Genomic DNA, 19751 nt, shown 5'->3' with positions numbered 1-19751 from the left:
TGCTCACGCTTCACCTTTGCTTTTCGCCTTGTCTGCCTCGGCCTTTTTCCGCGCCATCTCCTCTTTATCCTTTTTCGCCTGCGCTTTCAGCGCCGGGTGCTTGGAATAAAGATAGCTTTGCTGCGCCACGGTCAGAATGTTCGAAGTAACCCAGTAAATCAGCAAGCCTGCGGCAAATGGCGCCATCACAAACATGAGGATCCACGGCATCAGATTGAAAATCTGCTGCTGCATCGGGTCCATCGCCGAAGGGTTCAGTTTAAATGTGAGCCACATGGTCACACCCAAAAGGACCGCGAGCACGCCAATCCCGAGGAAACCGGGAACGTCGTACGGCAAATATCCGAACAGGTTCAGAATTGTCGCAGGATCAGGGCCGGAAAGGTCACGGATGTAAAGGAACGGTTCGTGCCGCATTTCAATGGCGAGCATCAGGACCTTATAGAGGGCAAAGAAGATCGGGATCTGGATCAGGATCGGCAGACACCCCGCAAGCGGATTGACGCCTTCTTCCTTGTACAGCTTCATGATCTCTTGCTGCTGCTGCGGCTTATCGTCTTTGTATCGTTCTTGCAGCGCTTTCATCTTGGGCTGCAATGCCTTCATTCCGGCCATGCTCGAAAATTGCTTTTGCGCAATCGGGAACATCAAACCGCGAATAATCACCGTAAGCAGAATGATTGCGACGCCGAAATTGCCGACAAGACCGTTCAGCGTGCGAAGCAACCAGAGGAACGGCTTTTCAATAAACTCAAACCAGCCCCACGAAATCGCCTTGCCGAAATAGGTGATGCCGCTTTCCTCGTATTCGTCGAGGATGATGCTGTCTTTTGCGCCTGCAAACAAACGGGTTGATTGGGTCAGGCTACCGCCCGTCGGGATGGTTTGGGCCTCATAGGTGATGCCGCTGCGGAACATTTCACCGCCAAGCGCGCGAAAGCCTGAACTGGCGGTTTCGCCTTCACCCGGAATGAGCGCAGACAGCCAATACCGGTCTGTAAAGCCAAGCCAATCGGTTGTGCCTTCGGGAATATCGCGGCCAATCTCGGCCAGTTCTTCGTAATTGTTGGGGTCATGCAACGTGTCGCCAAACACTCCGATCGGACCGGAGTGAACGATGAATTCGTCAGGCGAGGCATTCTTGCTGGTGCGATCAATCAGCGTGAAAGGTTGGATAATCGCCGCAGCCTCGGATGCGTTGGCAACCGACTGCGTTGCCGAAATCATATACTCTTCATCAATCGACAGCGCGATCGAATAGGTAAGGCCGGCCTCATCGGTCCGGGTCAGCGTGACAGGAGTGCTCGGTGTCAGAGACGCGCCATTGGCTTCCCAAACGGCGTTGCTCGGCATCCGCTCGCCGCCAACGACAAAGCCGAATTGCGCGAAATATTGGTCTTCGGTGCGCGCAGGCGCAAACAGTCGGACAGGGCCGCTGTCCTTGTCGACTGTCTGGCGGTAATCTTTAAGCACGATGTCATCGATCTGCGCGCCTACCAGATTGATCGATCCAGCCAGTTTCGGCGTATCAATCACAACCCGGTTCGGATCGGCCAACGCCGCAGACAGGTCGACCGGACCGGCCGGCATTTCCGCCCCATCCGGCAGATCGGCGGCGACTGTCGATGTGCCAGGAGCACCAGCCGCGCTCGTTTGCGCAGCGGGCTCTATTTGCTCTGTCGGCGCGGTGATCGCAGCCTCGGGATAAAAGGTCCGCATCGCAAAATCCCAGCCGATGATCAGCAGGCCGGAAAGAGCGACAGCGAGCAGGAGATTGCGCTGATTGTCCAAAGTGAAATCCCGTCAATTCTTCAATTAGTGTATTATATGGATAGTACACTGTCTATTACTAGGGGACCGGATCGTGCCCGTGACCACCCCATGGATGGCAGCGCCCTAGCCGTTTTAATGCCAGCCATCCACCCTTGAGCGCACCATATTTCGTAAGAGCCTCAATCGCGTACTGGCTGCATGATGGGACATAGCGACACGTCGGAGGCAAAATGACCGACGGACCCAGTTGCCAGAGCCGCGCGATAAAGATGAAAACATACTTCATGCAGAGCCCGTTTTTCTATTCCCACGGCGCGGTCTGCGGCCCCGTGGGGGATCGGAACGGCCCTCTCGCGCCCGGCTAAGAGCCTTGTCCAGCTCCTGAGCCATAGTGTGATAATCGCGCTCAACTCCGCCTGCGCGGCCGATCAGAACGTGATCGTGATCGGCCAAACCGCTTTGCGGCAAAGCCTCTTTGATCAGCTCGCGAAAACGGCGCTTCATCCGGTTGCGGATCACGGCATTGCCAATCTTTTTGGTGACGGTGATGCCGAATCGCATACCCTTCCCATCATTGGGTCGGGTAAGCAGCACGAAACCGGCCCGCGCATTACGCAGGCCTTTGTTCGCGGACAGGAAATCGGATCTTTTGGTGAGAATGTGCAGCATCATAAGCTAAACTAGCGGCCAAACCCGGAAAGCAGAAACGCAAACGGGCTCCCACAAGGGAGCCCGCAATGGGCGACTGCCCGTCACCGCATTTGCGGCGGAGCCAAACGGGCCAGATAGCCCGTGTCCAGCGCCAAAAGGCGCCAGAAAATTACGCCGAAAGGCTTTTACGACCGCGCTTGCGACGCGCACGGATTACCTTGCGGCCACCCGGAGTTGCCTTGCGTGCAAAGAAACCGTGCCGACGGGCACGCACGAGATTGCTGGGCTGAAAAGTCCGCTTCATATCGTCCTCGATAAATTAATAAGGTAAGCTGCCTTGCGAATTAAGCCTCGCCGGGCACTCACCAATAAAAAGCGGCCACCCCAAAAGGCAGCCGGGTCAGGCGCGCGCTATTATGATGCCCCTGTGTTTGAGTCAAGCGATCTCACGACGCAGCGACATGCAAAAGTGTCGCATCAGCGAAGGTAAACCGGGTCACATCACTATAGTCAATCATGGGCTTGGCATTGGTTGCGATGGTTTCCGATGCCGGTGTGATCGGCATTGGGGTCGCCGGAACTGGCGTGATCGGCATTTGCGGTAATGCTGGCACATTCATCAAAAGCTGCAGAACGGGGCGCGCAGCAGGCGTATTGGCGATGCGCCGGGCGCGGTTCGCCGCGATCCACGGCTGCATATCATCCGCACGCAGCCACAGCGCCTCTGAGTGCGGCACGGAATTGGTCATGGCGTAGAATTCGCGTGCGCGGCTCTCGCTCATTCCCATTTCGATATAATAGTCGAGATACAGGCGATTTTCCGGCGCATCGGGTGCAAAATCATCTGGCTGGCGGCCATAATTATCGAGCCATGAATGAACTGCGAACTGCGCGCCGGGCGCCATCGTGCGGTTTTGGCCCGCCAGAAACAGCTCTACCCCGCCTGACCGAGCCGAGCCGCCTTCGGGCACATGCGTATTTAATCCCGCAGCGCGGATGCGGCGGCCCAATTCGAGGTTGGCAATATCGTGGCTCGTCCCGCCTGCATCGACCATCTCAAGCACCGAGATCCGCGGAAAATCGCGCAGCATCGCATCAAACTGGGCCGGAGCGTCCGGACCGGTTGTTCCGATAATCGCCGCACGTTTGTTCCCAATGACACGGAATGGACCATAGTGAGCGATCGCTTGCGCTTGCGGCTGAGCGCGCATCGGCACCGCATATCGCGCAGCCGCATTGGCAGGCACCGTTTGCACCGTCTCCGATACGACTTTGCCATTTACAATGTTCGTCGTGACGGTGGTTACTGGTTCTAAGGCGCGGCCTCCGCGATCGGCAACGCGAACCCAGCGTTCAGCAACCGGATCCCATTCTTCTGTCCAACTGATCGTCGAAACAGTGCGCGCGCTGACATATCCGGCGCCATCGTTTGATTGCACGCTGTTACCCTGAGCCACAACAGCGGCGGGCAATAACAGCATCTGGAACAAGGCAATCAGGGCGGCGAGTTTTCTCATGCCGTCCGGAATAGGTTTCCATCACTTGAAAAAGTGCCAAGGTTTATGCTTGCGATTTTCTTTAGTAGTTGGACCTATGCGCTCGACAAGGCGCTATTAACCTTGCACAATTGGCCTCTCTGAGGGGCATTTTTCTGCGGCCTCGCGCAGAATAGGGGGCAATCGGGATTTCCCCCTATTCGCGTATAAATTTGTAAGCGGCGTGCCTGCTGCGGGGGAAATGTTCGATGGTCGCATTGGTGCGCACGGTTGCTTATCTCGGACTCGAGGCCCGGCGCGTAGAAGTGCAATGCCAAGTCGCCTCTGGCCTGCCCCGTTTTTCGATAGTGGGTTTGCCGGACAAAGCCGTAAGCGAAAGCCGCGAACGCGTGCAAGCGGCCCTCTCTGCAATGGGCCTCGCGCTGCCGCCCAAACGCATCACCATCAACATGTCGCCTGCCGACCTGCCGAAAGACGGGTCGCATTATGATCTGCCGATTGCGCTGGCTTTGTTGGCGGCGATGGGCGTTACCGATACCGAGCAGCTGGGTGACTGGATCGCGGTAGGCGAATTATCGCTCGACGGTCGGATCGTGGCGAGCCCCGGCGTCTTGATCGCGGCGCTCCACGCAAGCGAGATTGAAGCCGGTCTGATCTGTCCTGCAGAACAGGGCGCCGAAGCCAAATGGGCGAGCGGCGTGCCTGTTCTTGCGCCGCGCGATCTTTCCGCTTTGCTGGCGCACCTGAAAGGCACGCAAGTTCTGGAAGAGCCCGCGCGCGGCGAGATTGCAGCCATGCCGCCGGTCACTGATCTGAAACAGGTAAAGGGTCAGGAGACGGCCAAACGCGCGCTGGAAATCGCCGCAGCAGGCGGACACAATTTGCTGATGGTCGGCCCGCCGGGATCGGGGAAAAGCCTGCTTGCCTCATGCCTCCCGGGAATTTTGCCAGAGCTTACTCCGTCCGAGGCGCTTGAAGTGTCGATGGTGCAATCGGTGGCCGGGATGCTCGATGCAGGCCGCATCAGCCGCGCCCGCCCCTTTCGTGCGCCGCATCATTCGGCCAGCATGGCGGCGTTAACCGGGGGCGGCCTGAAAGTAAGGCCCGGCGAAGTGAGCCTCGCACATCTGGGGGTCTTGTTTCTTGACGAACTGCCGGAGTTTCAAAGGTCAGTGCTTGATTCCCTGCGCCAGCCTTTGGAAACGGGGAAGGTCGATGTTGCGCGGGCCAATGCCCATGTCAGCTTTCCGGCTCGGGTACAGTTGATTGCGGCGATGAATCCGTGCCGCTGCGGTCATGCCGGTGAACCGGGACACGTTTGCGCCAGAGGCCCGCGCTGCGCCAGCGAGTATCAGGCGCGGCTTTCCGGTCCGCTGCTGGACCGGATTGACCTGCATGTCGAAGTCGCCGCCGTCAGTGCGGCAGATCTGGGCCTGCCTCCCGCCGCCGAAGGGAGCCATGCTGTCGCAAACCGCGTCGCCGCGGCGCGTTCGCGGTGCAGCGAGCGCGGTGTACGTTCCAACGCGGAACTGGATGGAGAGCGATTGGAACGCTTTGCCGCACCCGACGAAGCCGGCCGAGCGTTGTTGATGCAGGCGGCAGAAAAACTGCGGCTTTCCGCGCGCAGTTATACCCGGATGCTGCGTGTCGCCCGGACTATCGCAGATCTGGCAGGCACCCAAAGCATCGCGCGAGCACATATTGCAGAGGCGCTATCATACAGACAGACCGTGGGACGCGGCTGAAAGCAGCGGCCATTTCAGCGTCGAATGCTGTTGTCCGAAAGGCTGGATATTGCCCCTGTGCTGGCGTAAGGGGCAGCAATAGGATCGCGGCAGCCAGCCGCTATGAAAGCCCATCGTTCTATGCCGTTTGATCCATCCTGGTTAATCCACATCGGAGCCGCATTGCTGTTGATCGCATACGCGATCCGTGATGAGCTAAAGCTGCGGGTTCTCATCATCGTGTCGACCTTCATCTACATCGCCTATTATTATCTGGCGGCCGACCCCCCGCTTTGGGATGCGATCATCACAAGCGCGCTCATGGTGGTTATCAATATCGTTGTGCTGGTGCAGATCACGCTTGAGCGGACACGGTTTCGCATGAGCGAGGATGAAAAAGCTCTATTCGAAGCGTTTGAAACCCTTACCCCCGGCCAGTTTCGCAGGATCGCAAAACTGGCAAAGTGGCGCCTTTCAGCCGAAGAAGACGGGGTTATTTTAACGCGGGAACAGGAGCCATCGGGTTCGCTCTTCTTCATCTTTGAAGGGATCATCATGGTAGAAAAGCGCGAACAGCGTTTTCGACTGCCGGAGGGCAATTTCGTGGGAGAAGTTGCGTTTGTTTTGAAACGTAAGACTACGGCAACCACCATCGCTCCTAAAGGCGTGCGTTTTGTGGAGTGGGACAGCGCAGCCCTACGCAAACTCAGCGAGCGACATCCAAATCTTGGCAATGGTCTGAACGCATTACTCACCCGTGATCTCGCGCGCAAAATCGGGGCGAGTTATCGTCCACCTGATGATGCGATTTCCACTGACAACCGCACAGAAAGCTTGCTTGAAAACGCCCAGCGATCTGATTGATGGTGCTGCGCCTAATCGCGCATTCACAAATATACACGCATGGCCGTATCCACCTTTGGTCTTAGCTTTCCAATCAGGGTCACCGAAAAATCCATGGCCGACCAGATGACTGACCCGATGGCTCGAAATGATGGAGCCGGCCCCGGCGGTGCGATCGAGCAACCGGGCTGGCTGGGCCGCATCCTTGAGGGGAAAACCGGCTCGCGCGCACTCAGCCTTGCTATCGCATTAGGGCTAGAGGCTCTGCTCATTCTGCTTTTGTTTATGATCGGTTGGACCTGGCGCGAAGAAACCGACATGGCCGAGACGGTTACGACGTTTAAAGCATCAGATTTTTCTGCCGAAGCATCCGAACCAGAGACACAGCAGGATGCCCCTGAGCCTGCCCAGACGCAACCGCAGCCGCAACAGGTTCAGCCAGTTACGCCGCCCCCGCCACCCCAACCGGCACCATTGCCGGAACCGCCTTTGCCTGTTCCCAATCCGCTCAACATCAACACCCAGCCCGCAGCTCCGCCTGCACCGGCTCCTGCGCCGACCTCTGCACCGCCGCAAACAGCCCCTCCGGTTGCCGCCCCCTCGCGCACGTATGGGCCGCCCAATACAGGATCAAATTCGCGCAGCAGCGACAGCCAGCGGGTCGGCACCGCGCCCAATGGCGAACCGCTTTACGCTGCGCGCTGGTACCGCGAACCCACCCGGCAGGAACTTCAAGGGTATCTGTCAACGGCGTCAAACCCGAGTACCGCGCTGATCGCGTGTCGGACTGTGCCCGATTTCTATGTCGATGATTGCGAACTGATCGGCGAAAGTCCGCAAGGATCGCAGATTGGCCGTGCGGTGCTCGCCGCGGCCTGGCAATTCCGCGTCAGGCCCGCCCTGATCGGCGGGCGGTCCCAGGTTGGATCGTGGGTTCGGATAAGAATTGATTACACGAACAACGCCCGGCGCTGATCAGCGTTCAAATTCGCGCACAACGGCGCAAAAATCCTCGCCATACGTTTCCAGCTTACGTGCGCCCACGCCTTGGATCGATCCAAGCGCGTCCATGGTAGTCGGACATTCATGGGCCATCGCGCGCAGCACGCTATCGTGAAATATGATGTAGGCCGGGATGCCGCGTTCGCTGGCTAGCTCCTTGCGTTTGGCCCTGAGTGCTTCAAACAAAGGATTGCCGACCGGATTGGCAACGTTCGTCTTGCGCCCACGCCGCGCTTTCTGCGGAGGCTCCGCGATGAGGACAGCGCGTTCATCACGCAGCACCTCGCGCGCTGCCGGGCCGAGTGCCATACCGCCATGATCGGTAGTGATCAGCATTTCATGCGCCATCAGATTGCGCATGACCGGGCGCAACATAGGAGCCTCTTCCTCGCCCAGAATGCCAAACACCGAAAGCTGATCATGGCCGCGCTGGCTGACGCGGTCATCGCCGCGGCCAAGCAGAACCTTTTCAATGTGGCCAAGTCCGTAACTTTGACCGGTGCGATACACCGCAGAAAGCAATTTTCGAGCGGTCTCTGTCACATCGATCACTTGCGGCGGATTTTCGCAATTGTCGCACGCTCCGCAGGCTGCATCGGGTTGTTCGCCAAAATGCCGCAACAAAATGGCCCGCCTGCAGGTGGGTGCCTCGACCAATCCCGCCAATGCGTTCAAGCGCGCCTGTTCGCTGGGCAGGCGTTCGGGCTCTACTTCGTCAAGGCGCTGGCGGGCCTTGGCGAAATCATTGGCGCTCCAGAACATCTGGGCTTCCGCAGGATCGCCATCGCGGCCGGCCCGGCCTGTTTCCTGATAATAAGCCTCGATGGATTTTGGCAGTCCCGCATGGATGACAAAGCGCACATCAGGTTTATCAATGCCCATGCCGAACGCGATTGTCGCAACCATGACCATATCGTCTGAACGGACAAATTCGGCCTGAACAGCGGCCCGCTGCTCAGGTGGCAATCCTGCGTGGTAAAAGCCCGCTTGCCGGCCCGTGTCAGCGATAGTCGCAGCGAGTTTTTCCGTGGCGGCGCGGCTCGTGGCGTAAACGATCCCGGCGCCGGGGTTCCGCGTCACAAAATCAGTGATCTGTTTTCCCGTATTCCCGCGCGCGCTGATTGCGTACCGGATGTTGGGACGGTCAAATCCGGCTACGATCAACCCTTCATCGGGAATACCCAGTTGGCGCACAATATCGCGGCGAGTCGTCTCGTCTGCTGTTGCTGTCAGAGCAAGCCGTGGGACATGTTCAAACCGGTCGAGCATCGGGCGCAATTGGCGATAATCGGGTCTGAAATCGTGACCCCACTCTGAAACGCAATGCGCCTCGTCAATCGCGAAAAGCGAGATGTCGGTTTGCGTCAGAAGTGATTGAAAGCCGCCGGTGTTCGCGCGTTCGGGCGCGACATAAAGCAGGTCCAGTTCGCCTGCCAGCAAAGCTTGCGCTGTCGCAGCATTATCCGAATCGGCAGATGTCATGGAGGCTGCGCGGATGCCGACCGCATTGGCCGCACGAATTTGATCATGCATCAACGCGATCAGCGGGGAGACGACAATGGCCGTGCCTGACCGGGCCAGCGCAGGAATTTGATAGCACAGCGATTTGCCCGCGCCGGTTGGCATCAATGCGCAGGTGTTATGACCAGCCATTACGCGATCGATAACTTCTTCCTGCTTGCCCCGGAATTCGGTGAAGCCGAATGTCGTACGCAGGATTGAATGCAAGTCTGCGCGGTCATCGACCGTCATGGCTGGTTTGACCCTTGGTGGATTGTATAGCGGGGAAGCGCCGCCCGGTAGTAAAGTTACCCGGCAGCCCGTTTCTTAGCCGCTTCGATATCAACAATATCGCCTGTGCCAAGGCCGCTACCCGCAATTGCCACAGTTCCGTCAGCGCGCTTGCCCAGATCACCGCGCTTTACCAACCATAGATCAAGATGGCTTAGAATGCGGCCGTCATGGGCCAGCATCGACACCGGACCGACCGGCAAGCGATCCCGCTCGTCAACCAGAACCGGGTCTTCGGTTACAAACTCGCCGCCATATTTCTGACCCCACTGCCGCAGTGCAACCATGGCAGGAAGCAGATCAAATCCCTTGTCCGTGAGGCGGTATTCGATCTTGCGGCGATCATCTGCGCACGGTTCACGTTTAAGAATGCCATGCTCGACCAGTTTGGCCAGACGGTTGGAAAGAATGTTCCGCGCGATCCCCAGTTCGGTGAGGAATTCCTCGAAATGCTTCAGCCCGTTGAAACTGGCGCGCAGGATCATGAATGACCAGCGTTCGCCCATGACTTCAAGAGCTTGCGGCAGGCCGCAATCAATAAGCTCGCGCAGTGGTTCTCTTAATTCGCCCATATTCGGTCCCTTCCGTGCAACCTTTCTAGCGCGTTTTGGCTCAATCGCAAATCGGCCCGCCACCAAAGTTCGGGTTCGCCGCAAAATAATTTAGGTTTTTAGTTGCAACTGAATATCGGATCATTTAGGTAGTGATTCGCAACTGGTTTCAATATGAAACTTTGCACCGCACAATAATAGCCTCTTTCTTGAATTTGCTCATACAAGGATACCGACGATGACCTCCTCCCTTTCCCGTACAAGTCGTCTTTCAATTTTCGCCTCCGCGCTGGTCTATACCGGTCTCATGCTTGGAACCGCGATTGCGCCTGCCCCTCTCGCCGCTGCGCAAAGCGGCCCGTATTATTCGGCGAGCCTCGCGCAATCGACGGATGAAGACCGCGCCGTTGCCGGCGGTGTTGCTTGGGCGTGCAAAGACACAGAATGTGTTGCGAACAAGGGCACATCGCGCCCCGTTAATGTTTGCCGCGGTCTGGCTCGTAAATTTGGCGAGATCACCAGCTTCACCGCCAAAGGCAAAGAGCTGAGCGATGACAAGCTGGCAAAGTGCAACGGCAACTGAACCGGCGGAATTACCTTATACGCGGATGATCCCCCGCGTTCCCCTCCGTCCTATACTCTCCACCACGGACGGATACCATTGCCCCTCGAAACCCATGTTCCCCAGCATGGTTTCGGGGGGCTTTTCAATTCGATCAAAGAAAGCCGGACGCTGCCAATTGCGCTTCGAGCGTTTCCGCATCAGTGAACAGATGGGCATCCCATCCGCGTGATCTGGCAGCGGCGATGTTGGCCGGATTGTCATCAGTAAAGAACAAACGGGAGCCGGGGCGGCCAGCACGCTGTTCTGTTATCTCGTAAATGCGCGGATCAGGCTTCGCGACCTTTTCGGTGCCGGAAACGATAATGTCATCGAACAGATCGAAAATTGGATAGACCGGACGAAAGCCTTCCCAGAATTCCTCACCGAAATTGGTGAGGCAATATAGCGGGACCTTGTTTGCGTGCAGCCGCTTGACCAGCTGGTGCGTTCCGGCGACCGGTCCGGGCACCGTTTCGTTGAAGCGATCGGCATAGGCACGGATATGCGGTTCATATTTCGGGAATTCGGCGATGCGCGCAGGCACCATATCGGCAAGCGCGACTCCGCGATCATGCTGAAAATGCCATTCCTCCGTGACCACATTGGTCAGAAACCAATCCAGCTCGTCCGGATCGGAAATCATTTTTTCAAACAGATTGCGCAGGTCCCATTGCACCAACACCCGCCCAACATCGAAAACAACGGCTTTTCCGAGATCGTTCATCACTTTATCCTGTTATAAACGGCTGCGGCCCGCACTCCTGTATGGAGGCGGGCCGCTTGCGTTTTGCTCGATCACCATCGGGCGACCGGCCAATTGCGTGTTTTATCCCTGACGGGCTTTGAAACGACGGTTGGTTTTGTTGATCACATATGTACGCCCGCGACGGCGGATTACGCGGCAATCACGGTGACGGTTTTTCAGCGACTTGAGGCTGTTGCGGATCTTCATTTCAGGTTCCTGCGAATAAAAAGGCACCGGAGGTTGTCTCCGATGCCGGAATTTCAAGGGCCGCGCCTAAGCGGACAAACGCGATTCGTCAACCGTTACCCCTGATTTCGGTAAGTTTCCGTTCCCACGCGAGCGCATGGCCAATAATCTCGTCCAAATCGGCATGTTGCGGCTTCCATGGTAGCGTAGCGCGGATGCGCGACGGATCCGATATCAGCGACGCGGGATCACCGGCCCGGCGCCCTTCAAACCGGCGATCAATCTTGCGATTGGTAACGCGGTCTACCGCGTCGAGGACTTCGGTAACGGAGAAACCCCTGCCATACCCGCAATTCATCGTCAGCGACCGCTCTGGCTGAGCGATCAAAGCCTCCAGTGCCAAAACATGCGCCGCAGCCAGATCGCTGACATGGATGTAATCGCGCACGCCCGTGCCATCTGGCGTATCGAAATCCGTTCCAAACACGCCCACAAATTCGCGCTTGCCCAGCGCCGCTTCGACCGCGACCTTGATCAAATGCGTTGCACCGGCGGTGGATTGGCCGGTCCGCGCGCGCGGATCGGCTCCGGCAACATTGAAGTATCGCAGCGCGCAATAATTGATCGGGTGCGCAGCGGCCGTATCGCCCAACATCTGCTCGGTCATCAATTTCGACCAACCATACGGATTGATCGGAACTCGGGGCGTATCCTCTGTCACCGCCGAAACATCGGGCGTGCCATAGGTCGCCGCGGTCGAGGAAAAAATGAAATGCGGCACCCCTGCGGCAACCGCTGATTCAAGCAAGGCACGGCTTTTTACCGTATTGTTGTGATAATATTTAAGCGGGTTCTCGACGCTTTCAGGCACCACGATGGAGCCTGCAAAATGCATGATCGCACCAATCGACTGTTCAGCGATGATCCGCGAGACAAGCTCGCCATCTTCGATATCGCCTTCGTAAAGCGGGACATCGTCCGGCACCGCAAACCGAAAACCGGTGGTCAGATTGTCGATCACCGCCACATGCCAGCCCGCATCTTTTAGCGCCAGAACCGCGTGGCTGCCGATATAGCCTGCGCCGCCCGTAACCAGCACGCACGGCCTATCAGATTGAGAAGCTGTTTCAGTCATAGCGGCATCCATAACTTCCCTTTGCGAACAGGCAAACGCAAACACGCAAGTTTACATCATGATTTTGGACAGCCGCACCCACCCAATGTAAGCTGCGCACCAGAGAGGACAGTTTCATGCCAAAGCTTTATCAGGTTTCGCCCCACCCCGTTGATCGCCCATTTCACCGCCCTGTTCACAGCAGTTTTCAGCGCCGTTTTCAGCGCGCATTCGTGCCGTTTGCGGCGCTGTCGCTGGTGGCGTGCGCGGGCACATATACCGGCCCGGTCGAGGTCACGCGCTTTGTCGCAGAGGACACCAGCCAGCTTGGCAAGGGCTCTATCGCGGTGGCAATCAGAACGGGCGAGGATGCTGACAGCGAAATTCTGGATACGATTTACAGCAATGCCATTGTGAGCGAACTTCAAAACCTCGGCTACACCGTCAGCCTCGACGAAAAGCCCGCCCAGCAAGCATTTGCCACCGTATCTGTGCGCCAGATCATCCGGTCTGGTGGCAATTCAGCCGCCGGTGTCAGCATTGGCGGGCAGACAGGTTCGTTTGGCTCTGGCCTGGGAATCGGTCTTGGCCTGGCACTGGGCGGCGGCAACAAAGACCGCGAGGCCACAACAATGGAAGTGCGCATTACCTCTGCCGAAACCGGTAAAGCCTTATGGGAGGGCCGCGCCGAGATCATCGCCAGCGTCGATTCCAAATACAGCGTTTCCACCGAGAATGCCCGCGCGCTCGCGGCGGCTCTATTTAAGGATTTCCCCGGTGGTAATGGCGAGACGGTACAGCTATCGGTCGATGAACTCGAAAGGACCCCATGACCGCCATCGCAATCGACGCCGCTTTTGACAGCGGCAATATCGAAATTCTCGCTATCGAAGGACACAGCGCGCGCCTTGCCATTCGGAAAGACCGCATGGCCGAGTTTGCGCAATGGTTTCATTTCCGGCTGACAGCGCCCTCTGGACAAGAGGTGCAGCTTAAAATCACTGGCCTGGGCAGCAGTGCGTTCCCCGGCGGCTGGCCAAATTACGATGCCTGCGTTTCCGAAGATCGGGAATATTGGGCACGGGCGGCAAGCTCTTACGATGAAAACGAAGAAGGCGGCACGCTCACCATCCGGTACACGCCGGCATCCAACACGGCATGGTTCGCCTATTTCGCGCCTTATTCCATGGAGCGGCATCATGATCTGGTGGCAGAGGCCGCATCTTGTGAAGGGGTTGACCTTGTCCGCCTGACCCAGACGCTCGACGGACAGCCGCTCGACATGCTGGAAATGGGCGAAGGCGACAAACAGGTCTGGCTCTATGCCCGCCAGCATCCCGGCGAAACGCAGGCGGAATGGTGGATGGAAGGCGCGCTGGAATGCCTGACCGATCCGAGTGATCCGGTGGCGCGCGGCCTTTTGAAACGCTGCCGGCTGCATATTGTCCCCAATTGCAATCCTGATGGATCACAGCGCGGTCATTTGCGGACCAATGGCGTGGGCACCAATCTCAACCGTGAATGGTCCGATCCGAGCGCGGAAAAATCGCCAGAAGTGCTCGCGATCCGGGCGAAGATGGATGAAACGGGCGTCGATTATGCGATGGATGTCCACGGAGACGAAGCGATTCCCGCCGTATTCCTCGCCGGATATGAAGGCATCCCCGATTGGACCGATGCGCATGGCGAACAATTCTATCGCTATCAGCGCATCCTTGATCGCCGCACGCCTGATTTTCAGACCAAGCTTGGCTATCCCAAAGCACCTGCGGGCAAAGCCAATCTGGGGATCAGCACCAATCTGGTCGCGCAGCGTTATGGTGCCTGCGCTATGACGCTTGAAATGCCTTACAAAGACCTCGCGGATTTCCCCGAGCCCGAACAGGGCTGGTCGCCGGAACGCTGCAAAGGGCTGGCGCGGGATTGCCTTGCTGCTTTGCTTGAATGGCTGGAAACCGAATAGCGCACGCTAAACATGATTTTACACCGAGTTCAGTAAAGCGACAGCGTCCAACCGTGCTATAGGGTGCGAAACGGCACAGGACGGGAGAATGCATATGACACAGCAGTTTACTTGGAACAGGCGCGGGATTTTGGCTGGCGCGGGGGCGCTTGGCGTCGCCGGCCTGTTACCGGCTCAGGCAAATGCGCAAGGTTTGACCAAAGCGCTCGGTCTGTCCTCCATCCTTGGCAAAGCAACCGACGGCGCACTCGATAAACTCGCGCAGCCGGGCGCGTTTTACGACGATGAAGAAGTGCGCATCGGGCTGCCGATCGTTGGCAATCTGGGCGGGCGCAGCGGCGGATTGCTTGGATCATTGTTGAATGCCGGAAACCGTATGGGCGTGCTGGGAGATATCACACGCACGATCAATGATGCCGCCGGGCTTGCCGCCGGCGAGGCAAAGCCGATTTTCCGGGACGCGATCAACGATTTGTCTTTTGAGGACGCGCCGGGAATCATCAGGCAAGCCGATGGCGGCACGCAATATCTGCGCAGTTCTTCGAATGAGCGCCTGCATTCCCGGTTTGAACCGCTCGTCGACACCGCTCTGGAGAAACTCGGCGTGTATTCCAGTTTCGATAGTCTGGCTCAAAATTATGATTTTATCAGCAACGCCGGATTGAACCGGGCCAGCATCAACCGATCCGTAACCGATCAGGGGCTCGACGGGATTTTCTCTTATATCGGCAGCGAAGAGCGGACTTTCCGCAAGAATCCGGCCGGCAATCTGGGCGGCGCACTGGGCGATCTTCTGGGGCAATAAGCCCTAGTCCAGATGCGCAGGCCCAAAAGCGTGCGGCAGCAGAGCTGATAATCTGATCTCGCGCACTTCATCCGAGCCAACACATAGTACCCGCGGGTCCGTGCCGCCAAGCTGCGCGATTTCGTTGAGCACCTGTCGGCACCGCCCGCACGGCGTAATGGGTGCGCCGTCACCTTTATCCAACGGGCCGACCACCGCGACTTCGATCAGGCCGCCGCGACGCCCCTCTCCCAAGGCTTTGGCGACCGCGACCGTCTCTGCGCACAGAGCCAGGCCATAGCTCGCATTTTCGACATTGGTTCCGGTGATCACCGCCCCATCATCAAAACGCAGAGCCGCGCCAACAGCATAATCGGAATAAGGCGACCATGAATGGGTTGCCGCCTCGCGCGCGGCCTCGATCAGTTTTGCATCACTCATTTCTGTACCACCACCCATTCGATTGGTTCTGAAGACGCTTCGCTTTCAAGCTGACTGTTCGCACTCCATAACAGCCATGGTCGCGGCGCGTAATCGGGGCGCGCTCGATCACGGCTCAGCCATAGGTCACGCGCCATGCTCAAGGCGGTGCCATGACGGTTCTCGAAACTCTCGCTCAATTTAAGGATCACCGATTTGCCCGAATGCATTTCAATCTGATTGACCAGCGTCAGAAGTTCGCTTTCGACAGCGGCATCGCTGACCTTGGGATCACAGCCATCCGCCAGGCGGTTTAGCGCGATTGCAGGCGGCAATTGATCCGCGCTGCGCGGCACCATGCGGGTAAATCGCGCACTTTGCGGATCAGCGCGCAGGCATGGATCGAACGGGTAAATTATCCCGACTTGCAAATCGGCGGCAAAGGCGGCTTTCAATCGCGCGGCAAAGCCGGGATCGGGCGCGCCGCCAACCGGCGCCAGTTCGAGATACACGAAATCCCCCCCAAGCGCCTTGATCGTTTCGAACCGGGTGCCGGCCGCACCGCTTGCGATCACCGCGCCTTGTTCCGGATAAAGCGCCTCATCTGGACGCCATTCACGCATGTCCCACCAGAACCACCCCGTAAACACGATCCCGATCAGCGCGGCCAAAGCGGCCAATCGCAGCATCCAGCGCGATGCGCCGCCTTTGCTTCGCTGTGAGCGAGCGGCAGTTTTGGCGCGCGCCATGCAGTATTTATCCTTTAATGTGGAGCACGCAGATCAGCGTGAACAACCGGCGGGCCGTGGCAAAATCGGTTTCGACTTTCCCTTCGAGCCGTTCCTGAAGCATTTCGGCCGCGTTGTTGTGAATGCCGCGGCGCGCCATATCAATCGTCTCGATCTCGGCCGGGGTCGCCTTGCGGATTGCCTGATAATAGCTGTCGCAAATGGCGAAATATTCGCGAATCGGCCGGCGGAACCGGGCAAGGCCGATCAACAGCGTCTCCAGCTCTTGTTCGGCCTCATCCCTGATCTGCATCACCAACCGGCCATCCCGCACACCCAGCTCCAACCGGTAAGGCCCATTGGCCCCGCGCTCTACACTTCGCACCGGTTTGAATGTGTTTTCCTCGATCAGATCATAGATCGCGACACGGCGTTCCTGTTCGACATCGGCATTGCGCCACAGGATCGTCTCTTCATCAAGAGCGATGTGGGCAATGCGAAACGTGTTCGCGGAATCGGTGGGCTGGTTGACCATCCAGACTGCCTTCGCAGATCGCGGGGTAACTATTCAAGCACTTCGCGATTCCATCCCCGCTATCCACAGCCTAATCTTGCCAAGTGAGGCGATTTTACCTCGCTTGATGCTTGCAAGCAGGCCCGATCACAGGTCATCAGGGCCTCATGGCCGAACCCACACCTCTTTCACTCGTCGACTCAGATTCGGATACCGCACGCAAACTGCCATCCAATCTGGATGCAGAAGCCGCTTTTCTGGGCGCTGTCCTGATTGATAATCGGGTGATCGAGGAATTGCCTACCCCGATCCAGCCGCATCATTTCTTTGAACCGCTGCATGAACGCATTTACGAACGCATCCTTACCCTGATCGAACGCAACGCAACCGCATCGCCGGTAACGCTGCGCCCGTATTTTGAGGCGGATGAAGCGTTGAAGGAATTGGGCGGGACCACATATCTCGCACAGTTGACGGCCAATGGAGCCGGGCTGCTCGCGCCGCGCGAACTGGCCCAGCAAATATATGATCTCGCGCTGCTGCGCGAATTGGTCAGCGTGGGCCGCGGTCTGGTCGAAGGCGCGCTGGACACGTCCGAAGAAACCAATCCGATGGACCGGATTTCCCAAGCCGAAGCCGCGCTTTTCAAAGTGGCAGAAGGCGCCGCATCCGGCAATGAAGCGTCCAGTTTTCGGGATGCCGCGCTAACCGCGATCAAAATGGTCGAAGCCGCGATGAATTCGGGCGGCGGGCTGTCCGGCAAGACAACCGGCCTGTCCACAATGGATCAAAAAACCGCAGGCTTGCACGATTCCGACCTTGTGATCCTCGCCGGTCGTCCGGGCATGGGCAAAACTTCTTTGGCGACCAACATCGCATTCAATTGTGCCGAAGCGCATCTTAACTGGGAGCGAGATGGCGGTGAGTTCAATTACGGCGCGCCCGCTGCCTTTTTCAGTCTGGAAATGAGCGCGGATCAGCTCGCGACCCGTATTCTGGCAGAGCAGGCAGAGATCAGTTCCGAGGCGCTCCGCAGTGGTAAACTGTCCCGCGAAGATTTTCAGCAATTGAGCTTTGCCAGCCAACGGCTTTCGGAATTGCCGCTGTATATTGATGATACTCCCGCGCTTACGATTGGCGGCCTTCGCACCCGCGCAAGGCGGCTTAAACGCCGGCATGATATCGGGCTGATTATCGTGGACTACCTGCAATTGCTGCAGGGTTCCGGCCGCGCCAATGACAACCGCGTGAACGAAATATCGGAAATCAGCCGCGGGCTCAAAACGCTGGCGAAAGAATTGTCTGTGCCCGTTATCGCGCTGTCACAGCTTAGCCGCGCAGTGGAACAACGCGAAGACAAACGCCCGATCCTATCCGATCTCAGGGAATCCGGCTCAATCGAACAAGACGCAGATATGGTCTGGTTTGTGTACCGCGACGACTATTATCTCGAAGCAATCCGGCCAGATTTCCCGACCGAAACAAGCCCGCCCGATGCTGTCGAAAAATACCGCGCCTGGGAAGAGCAATACGAGCAGGTCAAGAACAAGGCCGCAGTGAATGTCGCCAAACAGCGCCATGGCTCAACAGGGATTGTGCCGCTGCATTTCCACAGCGAGTTCACCAAATTCACCTCGCCCGTGACGAAGGATTATTCCGCTTGGGGCGAAGGCTAATTGTTGAGCCCGCGCGCCATCCGGTAATCGGCCAGCGCGATCCAGTATTCAAACCGCCAACGCATCCGGTTCCAGAAACTTGCCTCTTGGGTGTACCATTTGGGCGTGACGCGCATACTTGCGCCTTCGAGATGGGTGACAAATTCACGCAGACGCTCGGCCAGTGCATCATCCTCCACCCGCACCATCAATTCGACATTGATCCGCGCTGATCGTTTATCCAGATTGGCGCTGCCAAAATAGCTTACGCCGTCCGCGATCATCAATTTCATGTGCAATTTGCACGGCTGGAATTCAAAAATGTGCGCACCGGCGTGCAACAGGTTTTTATAAAGCAGGCGCGCAACGTCGATTGTCGCACGAATATCTGATTTGCCCGCCATGACCATCCGCATTTCCCCGCGCCGGGCGATTCTGGTCATCAAACGGCGCATACTGCGCGGCGGAGAGAAATAGGCGCTTACCGTATCCAGTCTTTTCGCGCCGATAAGATCCGATTTGAACTGCCACGCCCAGTGGCTTTTGCGGACCAGCGGACCGCCAACCAGCAATCGGACAGGACCATCGCCGCCGTCCCAGTCCTTGACCATGCTGCGCATCCGCCGAAGCTGTGAACTGTCGCTTTGAACCCAATCGCGTAGCAATTCGAACCAGTTCGTAAACCGCTCGACAACCGGCCCTTCGATCGCAATGCCCAAATCGCACCAGCCATTGTTGGATGGCGTCTCGAAATAATGATCGGAGATGTTGCTGCCGCCGGTCAAAACCCGCGCATTATCGGCGATCACGAACTTTTGATGGTTGCGGATCAGATAACGCACGCTCCATTTGGCGGAGAAGGTGTTGAACTGGCCGCCCGCCTCGACGATGGGATCAAAAAAATGGTCTGGTGCATCGCTGCCGAATGCATCGATGATCAAACGGACATCGACGCCGCGATTTGCCGCCTCCACCAACGCATCGCGGATTTGTGTACCTGATTTGTCATGCTGAAACATGTAATAGAAGATCGCGAGCGTGTGCCGCGCCTTCTCGATATGGTCTATCAAGGCGGCCAGCCGGTCCGATCCGCGAGGGTAGAATGTGAATGCATGGTCCTGAACGCTGAATTGAAAGCTTTCCGCATCCTCATAATTGCTGGTTGGCGTTTGCGCCGGATCGAGAGGTCTTTTTTGCGTCATAGATC

At 57.6% G+C, this 19751-nt stretch carries 22 protein-coding genes; 8 read left to right on the top strand and 14 right to left on the bottom strand.

Annotated elements, in window-relative coordinates; genetic code table 11:
- Nucleotides 1-3: 3 nt before the first annotated feature.
- The 5 genes from yidC to FGU71_RS07365 form a co-directional block, all read right to left on the bottom strand.
- Complete coding sequence (yidC, locus tag FGU71_RS07385; protein ID WP_142787979.1) at nt 4-1791, bottom strand: membrane protein insertase YidC; 1788 nt, start codon at nt 1789-1791, stop codon at nt 4-6.
- A 58-nt stretch (nt 1792-1849) separates the two neighbouring features.
- Nucleotides 1850-2059, bottom strand: a complete 210-nt coding sequence (yidD, locus tag FGU71_RS07380; protein WP_142787978.1) for a membrane protein insertion efficiency factor YidD — start codon at nt 2057-2059, stop codon at nt 1850-1852.
- A complete protein-coding gene (gene rnpA, locus FGU71_RS07375) occupies nt 2056-2445 on the bottom strand; it encodes a ribonuclease P protein component (RefSeq protein ID WP_407644399.1) in 390 nt (129 codons plus the stop codon). Before rnpA ends, yidD begins: the two co-directional genes overlap by 4 nt.
- A 148-nt stretch (nt 2446-2593) precedes the next feature.
- Nucleotides 2594-2728, bottom strand: coding sequence for a 50S ribosomal protein L34 (gene rpmH, locus FGU71_RS07370; protein ID WP_142787977.1), 135 nt, complete (start codon nt 2726-2728; stop codon nt 2594-2596).
- Between the two features lie 142 nt (nt 2729-2870).
- Nucleotides 2871-3941, bottom strand: coding sequence for a hypothetical protein (locus FGU71_RS07365; RefSeq protein ID WP_142787976.1), 1071 nt, complete (start codon nt 3939-3941; stop codon nt 2871-2873).
- Nucleotides 3942-4168: 227 nt separating this feature from the next.
- Here FGU71_RS07365 and FGU71_RS07360 point away from each other — a divergent pair, with 227 nt between their 5' ends.
- The 3 genes from FGU71_RS07360 to FGU71_RS07350 all read left to right on the top strand — a co-directional run bounded on the left by FGU71_RS07360 (nt 4169) and on the right by FGU71_RS07350 (nt 7462).
- Complete coding sequence (locus FGU71_RS07360; protein WP_142787975.1) at nt 4169-5665, top strand: YifB family Mg chelatase-like AAA ATPase; 1497 nt, start codon at nt 4169-4171, stop codon at nt 5663-5665.
- Between the two features lie 120 nt (nt 5666-5785).
- Nucleotides 5786-6508, top strand: coding sequence for a cyclic nucleotide-binding domain-containing protein (locus FGU71_RS07355; RefSeq protein WP_142787974.1), 723 nt, complete (start codon nt 5786-5788; stop codon nt 6506-6508).
- A 93-nt stretch (nt 6509-6601) separates the two neighbouring features.
- The gene (locus FGU71_RS07350; RefSeq protein ID WP_142787973.1) at nt 6602-7462 is read left to right on the top strand and encodes a hypothetical protein; all 861 of its coding nucleotides are present in this window, start codon (nt 6602-6604) and stop codon (nt 7460-7462) included.
- On the opposite strand, the gene recQ is transcribed toward FGU71_RS07350, so the two are convergent.
- Both recQ and FGU71_RS07340 read right to left on the bottom strand, forming a co-directional pair.
- Complete coding sequence (gene recQ / locus FGU71_RS07345) at nt 7463-9241, bottom strand: DNA helicase RecQ (protein ID WP_142787972.1); 1779 nt, start codon at nt 9239-9241, stop codon at nt 7463-7465.
- Between the two features lie 56 nt (nt 9242-9297).
- On the bottom strand, nt 9298-9852 hold the full coding sequence (locus tag FGU71_RS07340) for a winged helix-turn-helix transcriptional regulator (protein WP_142787971.1): 555 nt from the start codon (nt 9850-9852) through the stop codon (nt 9298-9300).
- 217 nt (nt 9853-10069) lie between these two features.
- Between FGU71_RS07340 and FGU71_RS07335 the strand changes: the two genes are divergently transcribed.
- A complete protein-coding gene (locus tag FGU71_RS07335) occupies nt 10070-10414 on the top strand; it encodes a CC_3452 family protein (protein WP_142787970.1) in 345 nt (114 codons plus the stop codon).
- A gap of 133 nt (nt 10415-10547) precedes the next feature.
- On the opposite strand, the gene FGU71_RS07330 is transcribed toward FGU71_RS07335, so the two are convergent.
- The 3 genes from FGU71_RS07330 to galE form a co-directional block, all read right to left on the bottom strand.
- Nucleotides 10548-11159, bottom strand: a complete 612-nt coding sequence (locus FGU71_RS07330) for an HAD family hydrolase (RefSeq protein WP_142787969.1) — start codon at nt 11157-11159, stop codon at nt 10548-10550.
- A gap of 102 nt (nt 11160-11261) precedes the next feature.
- Nucleotides 11262-11387 (bottom strand): type B 50S ribosomal protein L36, encoded by a 126-nt coding sequence (gene ykgO / locus FGU71_RS07325; protein WP_007165381.1) that lies wholly within the window; start codon nt 11385-11387, stop codon nt 11262-11264.
- Nucleotides 11388-11475: 88 nt separating this feature from the next.
- Nucleotides 11476-12501 carry a UDP-glucose 4-epimerase GalE gene (galE, locus tag FGU71_RS07320; RefSeq protein WP_142787968.1) on the bottom strand — a complete coding sequence of 342 codons (1026 nt, stop codon included), beginning with the start codon at nt 12499-12501 and terminating at the stop codon, nt 11476-11478.
- Nucleotides 12502-12617: 116 nt separating this feature from the next.
- Between galE and FGU71_RS07315 the strand changes: the two genes are divergently transcribed.
- The 3 genes from FGU71_RS07315 (at nt 12618) to FGU71_RS07305 (ending at nt 15248) form a co-directional block, all read left to right on the top strand.
- Nucleotides 12618-13313, top strand: a complete 696-nt coding sequence (locus FGU71_RS07315) for a DUF4136 domain-containing protein (RefSeq protein WP_142787967.1) — start codon at nt 12618-12620, stop codon at nt 13311-13313.
- Complete coding sequence (locus FGU71_RS07310) at nt 13310-14443, top strand: M14 family metallopeptidase (protein WP_142787966.1); 1134 nt, start codon at nt 13310-13312, stop codon at nt 14441-14443. Before FGU71_RS07315 ends, FGU71_RS07310 begins: the two co-directional genes overlap by 4 nt.
- Before the next feature lie 94 nt (nt 14444-14537).
- Complete coding sequence (locus FGU71_RS07305) at nt 14538-15248, top strand: DUF4197 domain-containing protein (RefSeq protein ID WP_185960232.1); 711 nt, start codon at nt 14538-14540, stop codon at nt 15246-15248.
- Nucleotides 15249-15251: 3 nt separating this feature from the next.
- Here FGU71_RS07305 and FGU71_RS07300 read toward each other — a convergent pair whose 3' ends face one another.
- From FGU71_RS07300 to FGU71_RS07290, 3 genes are read right to left on the bottom strand one after another with little or no spacing between them, the layout of a single operon-like run.
- Nucleotides 15252-15668: a cytidine deaminase gene (locus FGU71_RS07300; protein WP_142787964.1), complete on the bottom strand. Its 417-nt coding sequence runs from the start codon at nt 15666-15668 to the stop codon at nt 15252-15254.
- Entirely contained in the window at nt 15665-16396 is a 732-nt protein-coding gene (locus FGU71_RS07295; protein WP_142787963.1) for a glycoside hydrolase family 25 protein, read from the bottom strand. The genes FGU71_RS07300 and FGU71_RS07295 overlap by 4 nt, the downstream gene beginning before the upstream one ends.
- A gap of 7 nt (nt 16397-16403) precedes the next feature.
- Nucleotides 16404-16910, bottom strand: coding sequence for a UPF0262 family protein (locus FGU71_RS07290; RefSeq protein ID WP_142787962.1), 507 nt, complete (start codon nt 16908-16910; stop codon nt 16404-16406).
- A 146-nt stretch (nt 16911-17056) separates the two neighbouring features.
- Here FGU71_RS07290 and FGU71_RS07285 point away from each other — a divergent pair, with 146 nt between their 5' ends.
- Entirely contained in the window at nt 17057-18565 is a 1509-nt protein-coding gene (locus FGU71_RS07285) for a replicative DNA helicase (RefSeq protein ID WP_142787961.1), read from the top strand.
- Here the strand turns inward: FGU71_RS07285 and FGU71_RS07280 are convergent.
- On the bottom strand, nt 18562-19746 hold the full coding sequence (locus tag FGU71_RS07280) for a phospholipase D-like domain-containing protein (protein ID WP_142787960.1): 1185 nt from the start codon (nt 19744-19746) through the stop codon (nt 18562-18564). The genes FGU71_RS07285 and FGU71_RS07280 overlap by 4 nt on opposite strands.
- Nucleotides 19747-19751: the final 5 nt, after the last annotated feature.

The organism is Erythrobacter insulae (assembly GCF_007004095.1).
GTDB classification, from domain to species: Bacteria; Pseudomonadota; Alphaproteobacteria; order Sphingomonadales; family Sphingomonadaceae; genus Erythrobacter; species Erythrobacter insulae.
This window is presented reverse-complemented; position numbering and strand designations above follow the sequence as displayed.

Bases quoted from the DNA above. Each gene is read 5' to 3' on its own strand.
- yidD (WP_142787978.1), bottom strand. From the start codon at position 2,059: ATGAAGTATGTTTTCATCTTTATCGCGCGGCTCTGGCAACTGGGTCCG.
- rnpA (WP_407644399.1), bottom strand. From the start codon at position 2,445: ATGATGCTGCACATTCTCACCAAAAGATCCGATTTCCTGTCCGCGAAC.
- rpmH (WP_142787977.1), bottom strand. From the start codon at position 2,728: ATGAAGCGGACTTTTCAGCCCAGCAATCTCGTGCGTGCCCGTCGGCAC.
- FGU71_RS07365 (WP_142787976.1), bottom strand. From the start codon at position 3,941: ATGAGAAAACTCGCCGCCCTGATTGCCTTGTTCCAGATGCTGTTATTG.
- FGU71_RS07360 (WP_142787975.1), top strand. From the start codon at position 4,169: ATGGTCGCATTGGTGCGCACGGTTGCTTATCTCGGACTCGAGGCCCGG.
- FGU71_RS07355 (WP_142787974.1), top strand. From the start codon at position 5,786: ATGCCGTTTGATCCATCCTGGTTAATCCACATCGGAGCCGCATTGCTG.
- FGU71_RS07350 (WP_142787973.1), top strand. From the start codon at position 6,602: ATGGCCGACCAGATGACTGACCCGATGGCTCGAAATGATGGAGCCGGC.
- recQ (WP_142787972.1), bottom strand. From the start codon at position 9,241: ATGACGGTCGATGACCGCGCAGACTTGCATTCAATCCTGCGTACGACA.
- FGU71_RS07340 (WP_142787971.1), bottom strand. From the start codon at position 9,852: ATGGGCGAATTAAGAGAACCACTGCGCGAGCTTATTGATTGCGGCCTG.
- FGU71_RS07335 (WP_142787970.1), top strand. From the start codon at position 10,070: ATGACCTCCTCCCTTTCCCGTACAAGTCGTCTTTCAATTTTCGCCTCC.
- FGU71_RS07330 (WP_142787969.1), bottom strand. From the start codon at position 11,159: ATGAACGATCTCGGAAAAGCCGTTGTTTTCGATGTTGGGCGGGTGTTG.
- ykgO (WP_007165381.1), bottom strand. From the start codon at position 11,387: ATGAAGATCCGCAACAGCCTCAAGTCGCTGAAAAACCGTCACCGTGAT.
- galE (WP_142787968.1), bottom strand. From the start codon at position 12,501: ATGACTGAAACAGCTTCTCAATCTGATAGGCCGTGCGTGCTGGTTACG.
- FGU71_RS07315 (WP_142787967.1), top strand. From the start codon at position 12,618: ATGCCAAAGCTTTATCAGGTTTCGCCCCACCCCGTTGATCGCCCATTT.
- FGU71_RS07310 (WP_142787966.1), top strand. From the start codon at position 13,310: ATGACCGCCATCGCAATCGACGCCGCTTTTGACAGCGGCAATATCGAA.
- FGU71_RS07305 (WP_185960232.1), top strand. From the start codon at position 14,538: ATGACACAGCAGTTTACTTGGAACAGGCGCGGGATTTTGGCTGGCGCG.
- FGU71_RS07300 (WP_142787964.1), bottom strand. From the start codon at position 15,668: ATGAGTGATGCAAAACTGATCGAGGCCGCGCGCGAGGCGGCAACCCAT.
- FGU71_RS07295 (WP_142787963.1), bottom strand. From the start codon at position 16,396: ATGGCGCGCGCCAAAACTGCCGCTCGCTCACAGCGAAGCAAAGGCGGC.
- FGU71_RS07290 (WP_142787962.1), bottom strand. From the start codon at position 16,910: ATGGTCAACCAGCCCACCGATTCCGCGAACACGTTTCGCATTGCCCAC.
- FGU71_RS07285 (WP_142787961.1), top strand. From the start codon at position 17,057: ATGGCCGAACCCACACCTCTTTCACTCGTCGACTCAGATTCGGATACC.
- FGU71_RS07280 (WP_142787960.1), bottom strand. From the start codon at position 19,746: ATGACGCAAAAAAGACCTCTCGATCCGGCGCAAACGCCAACCAGCAAT.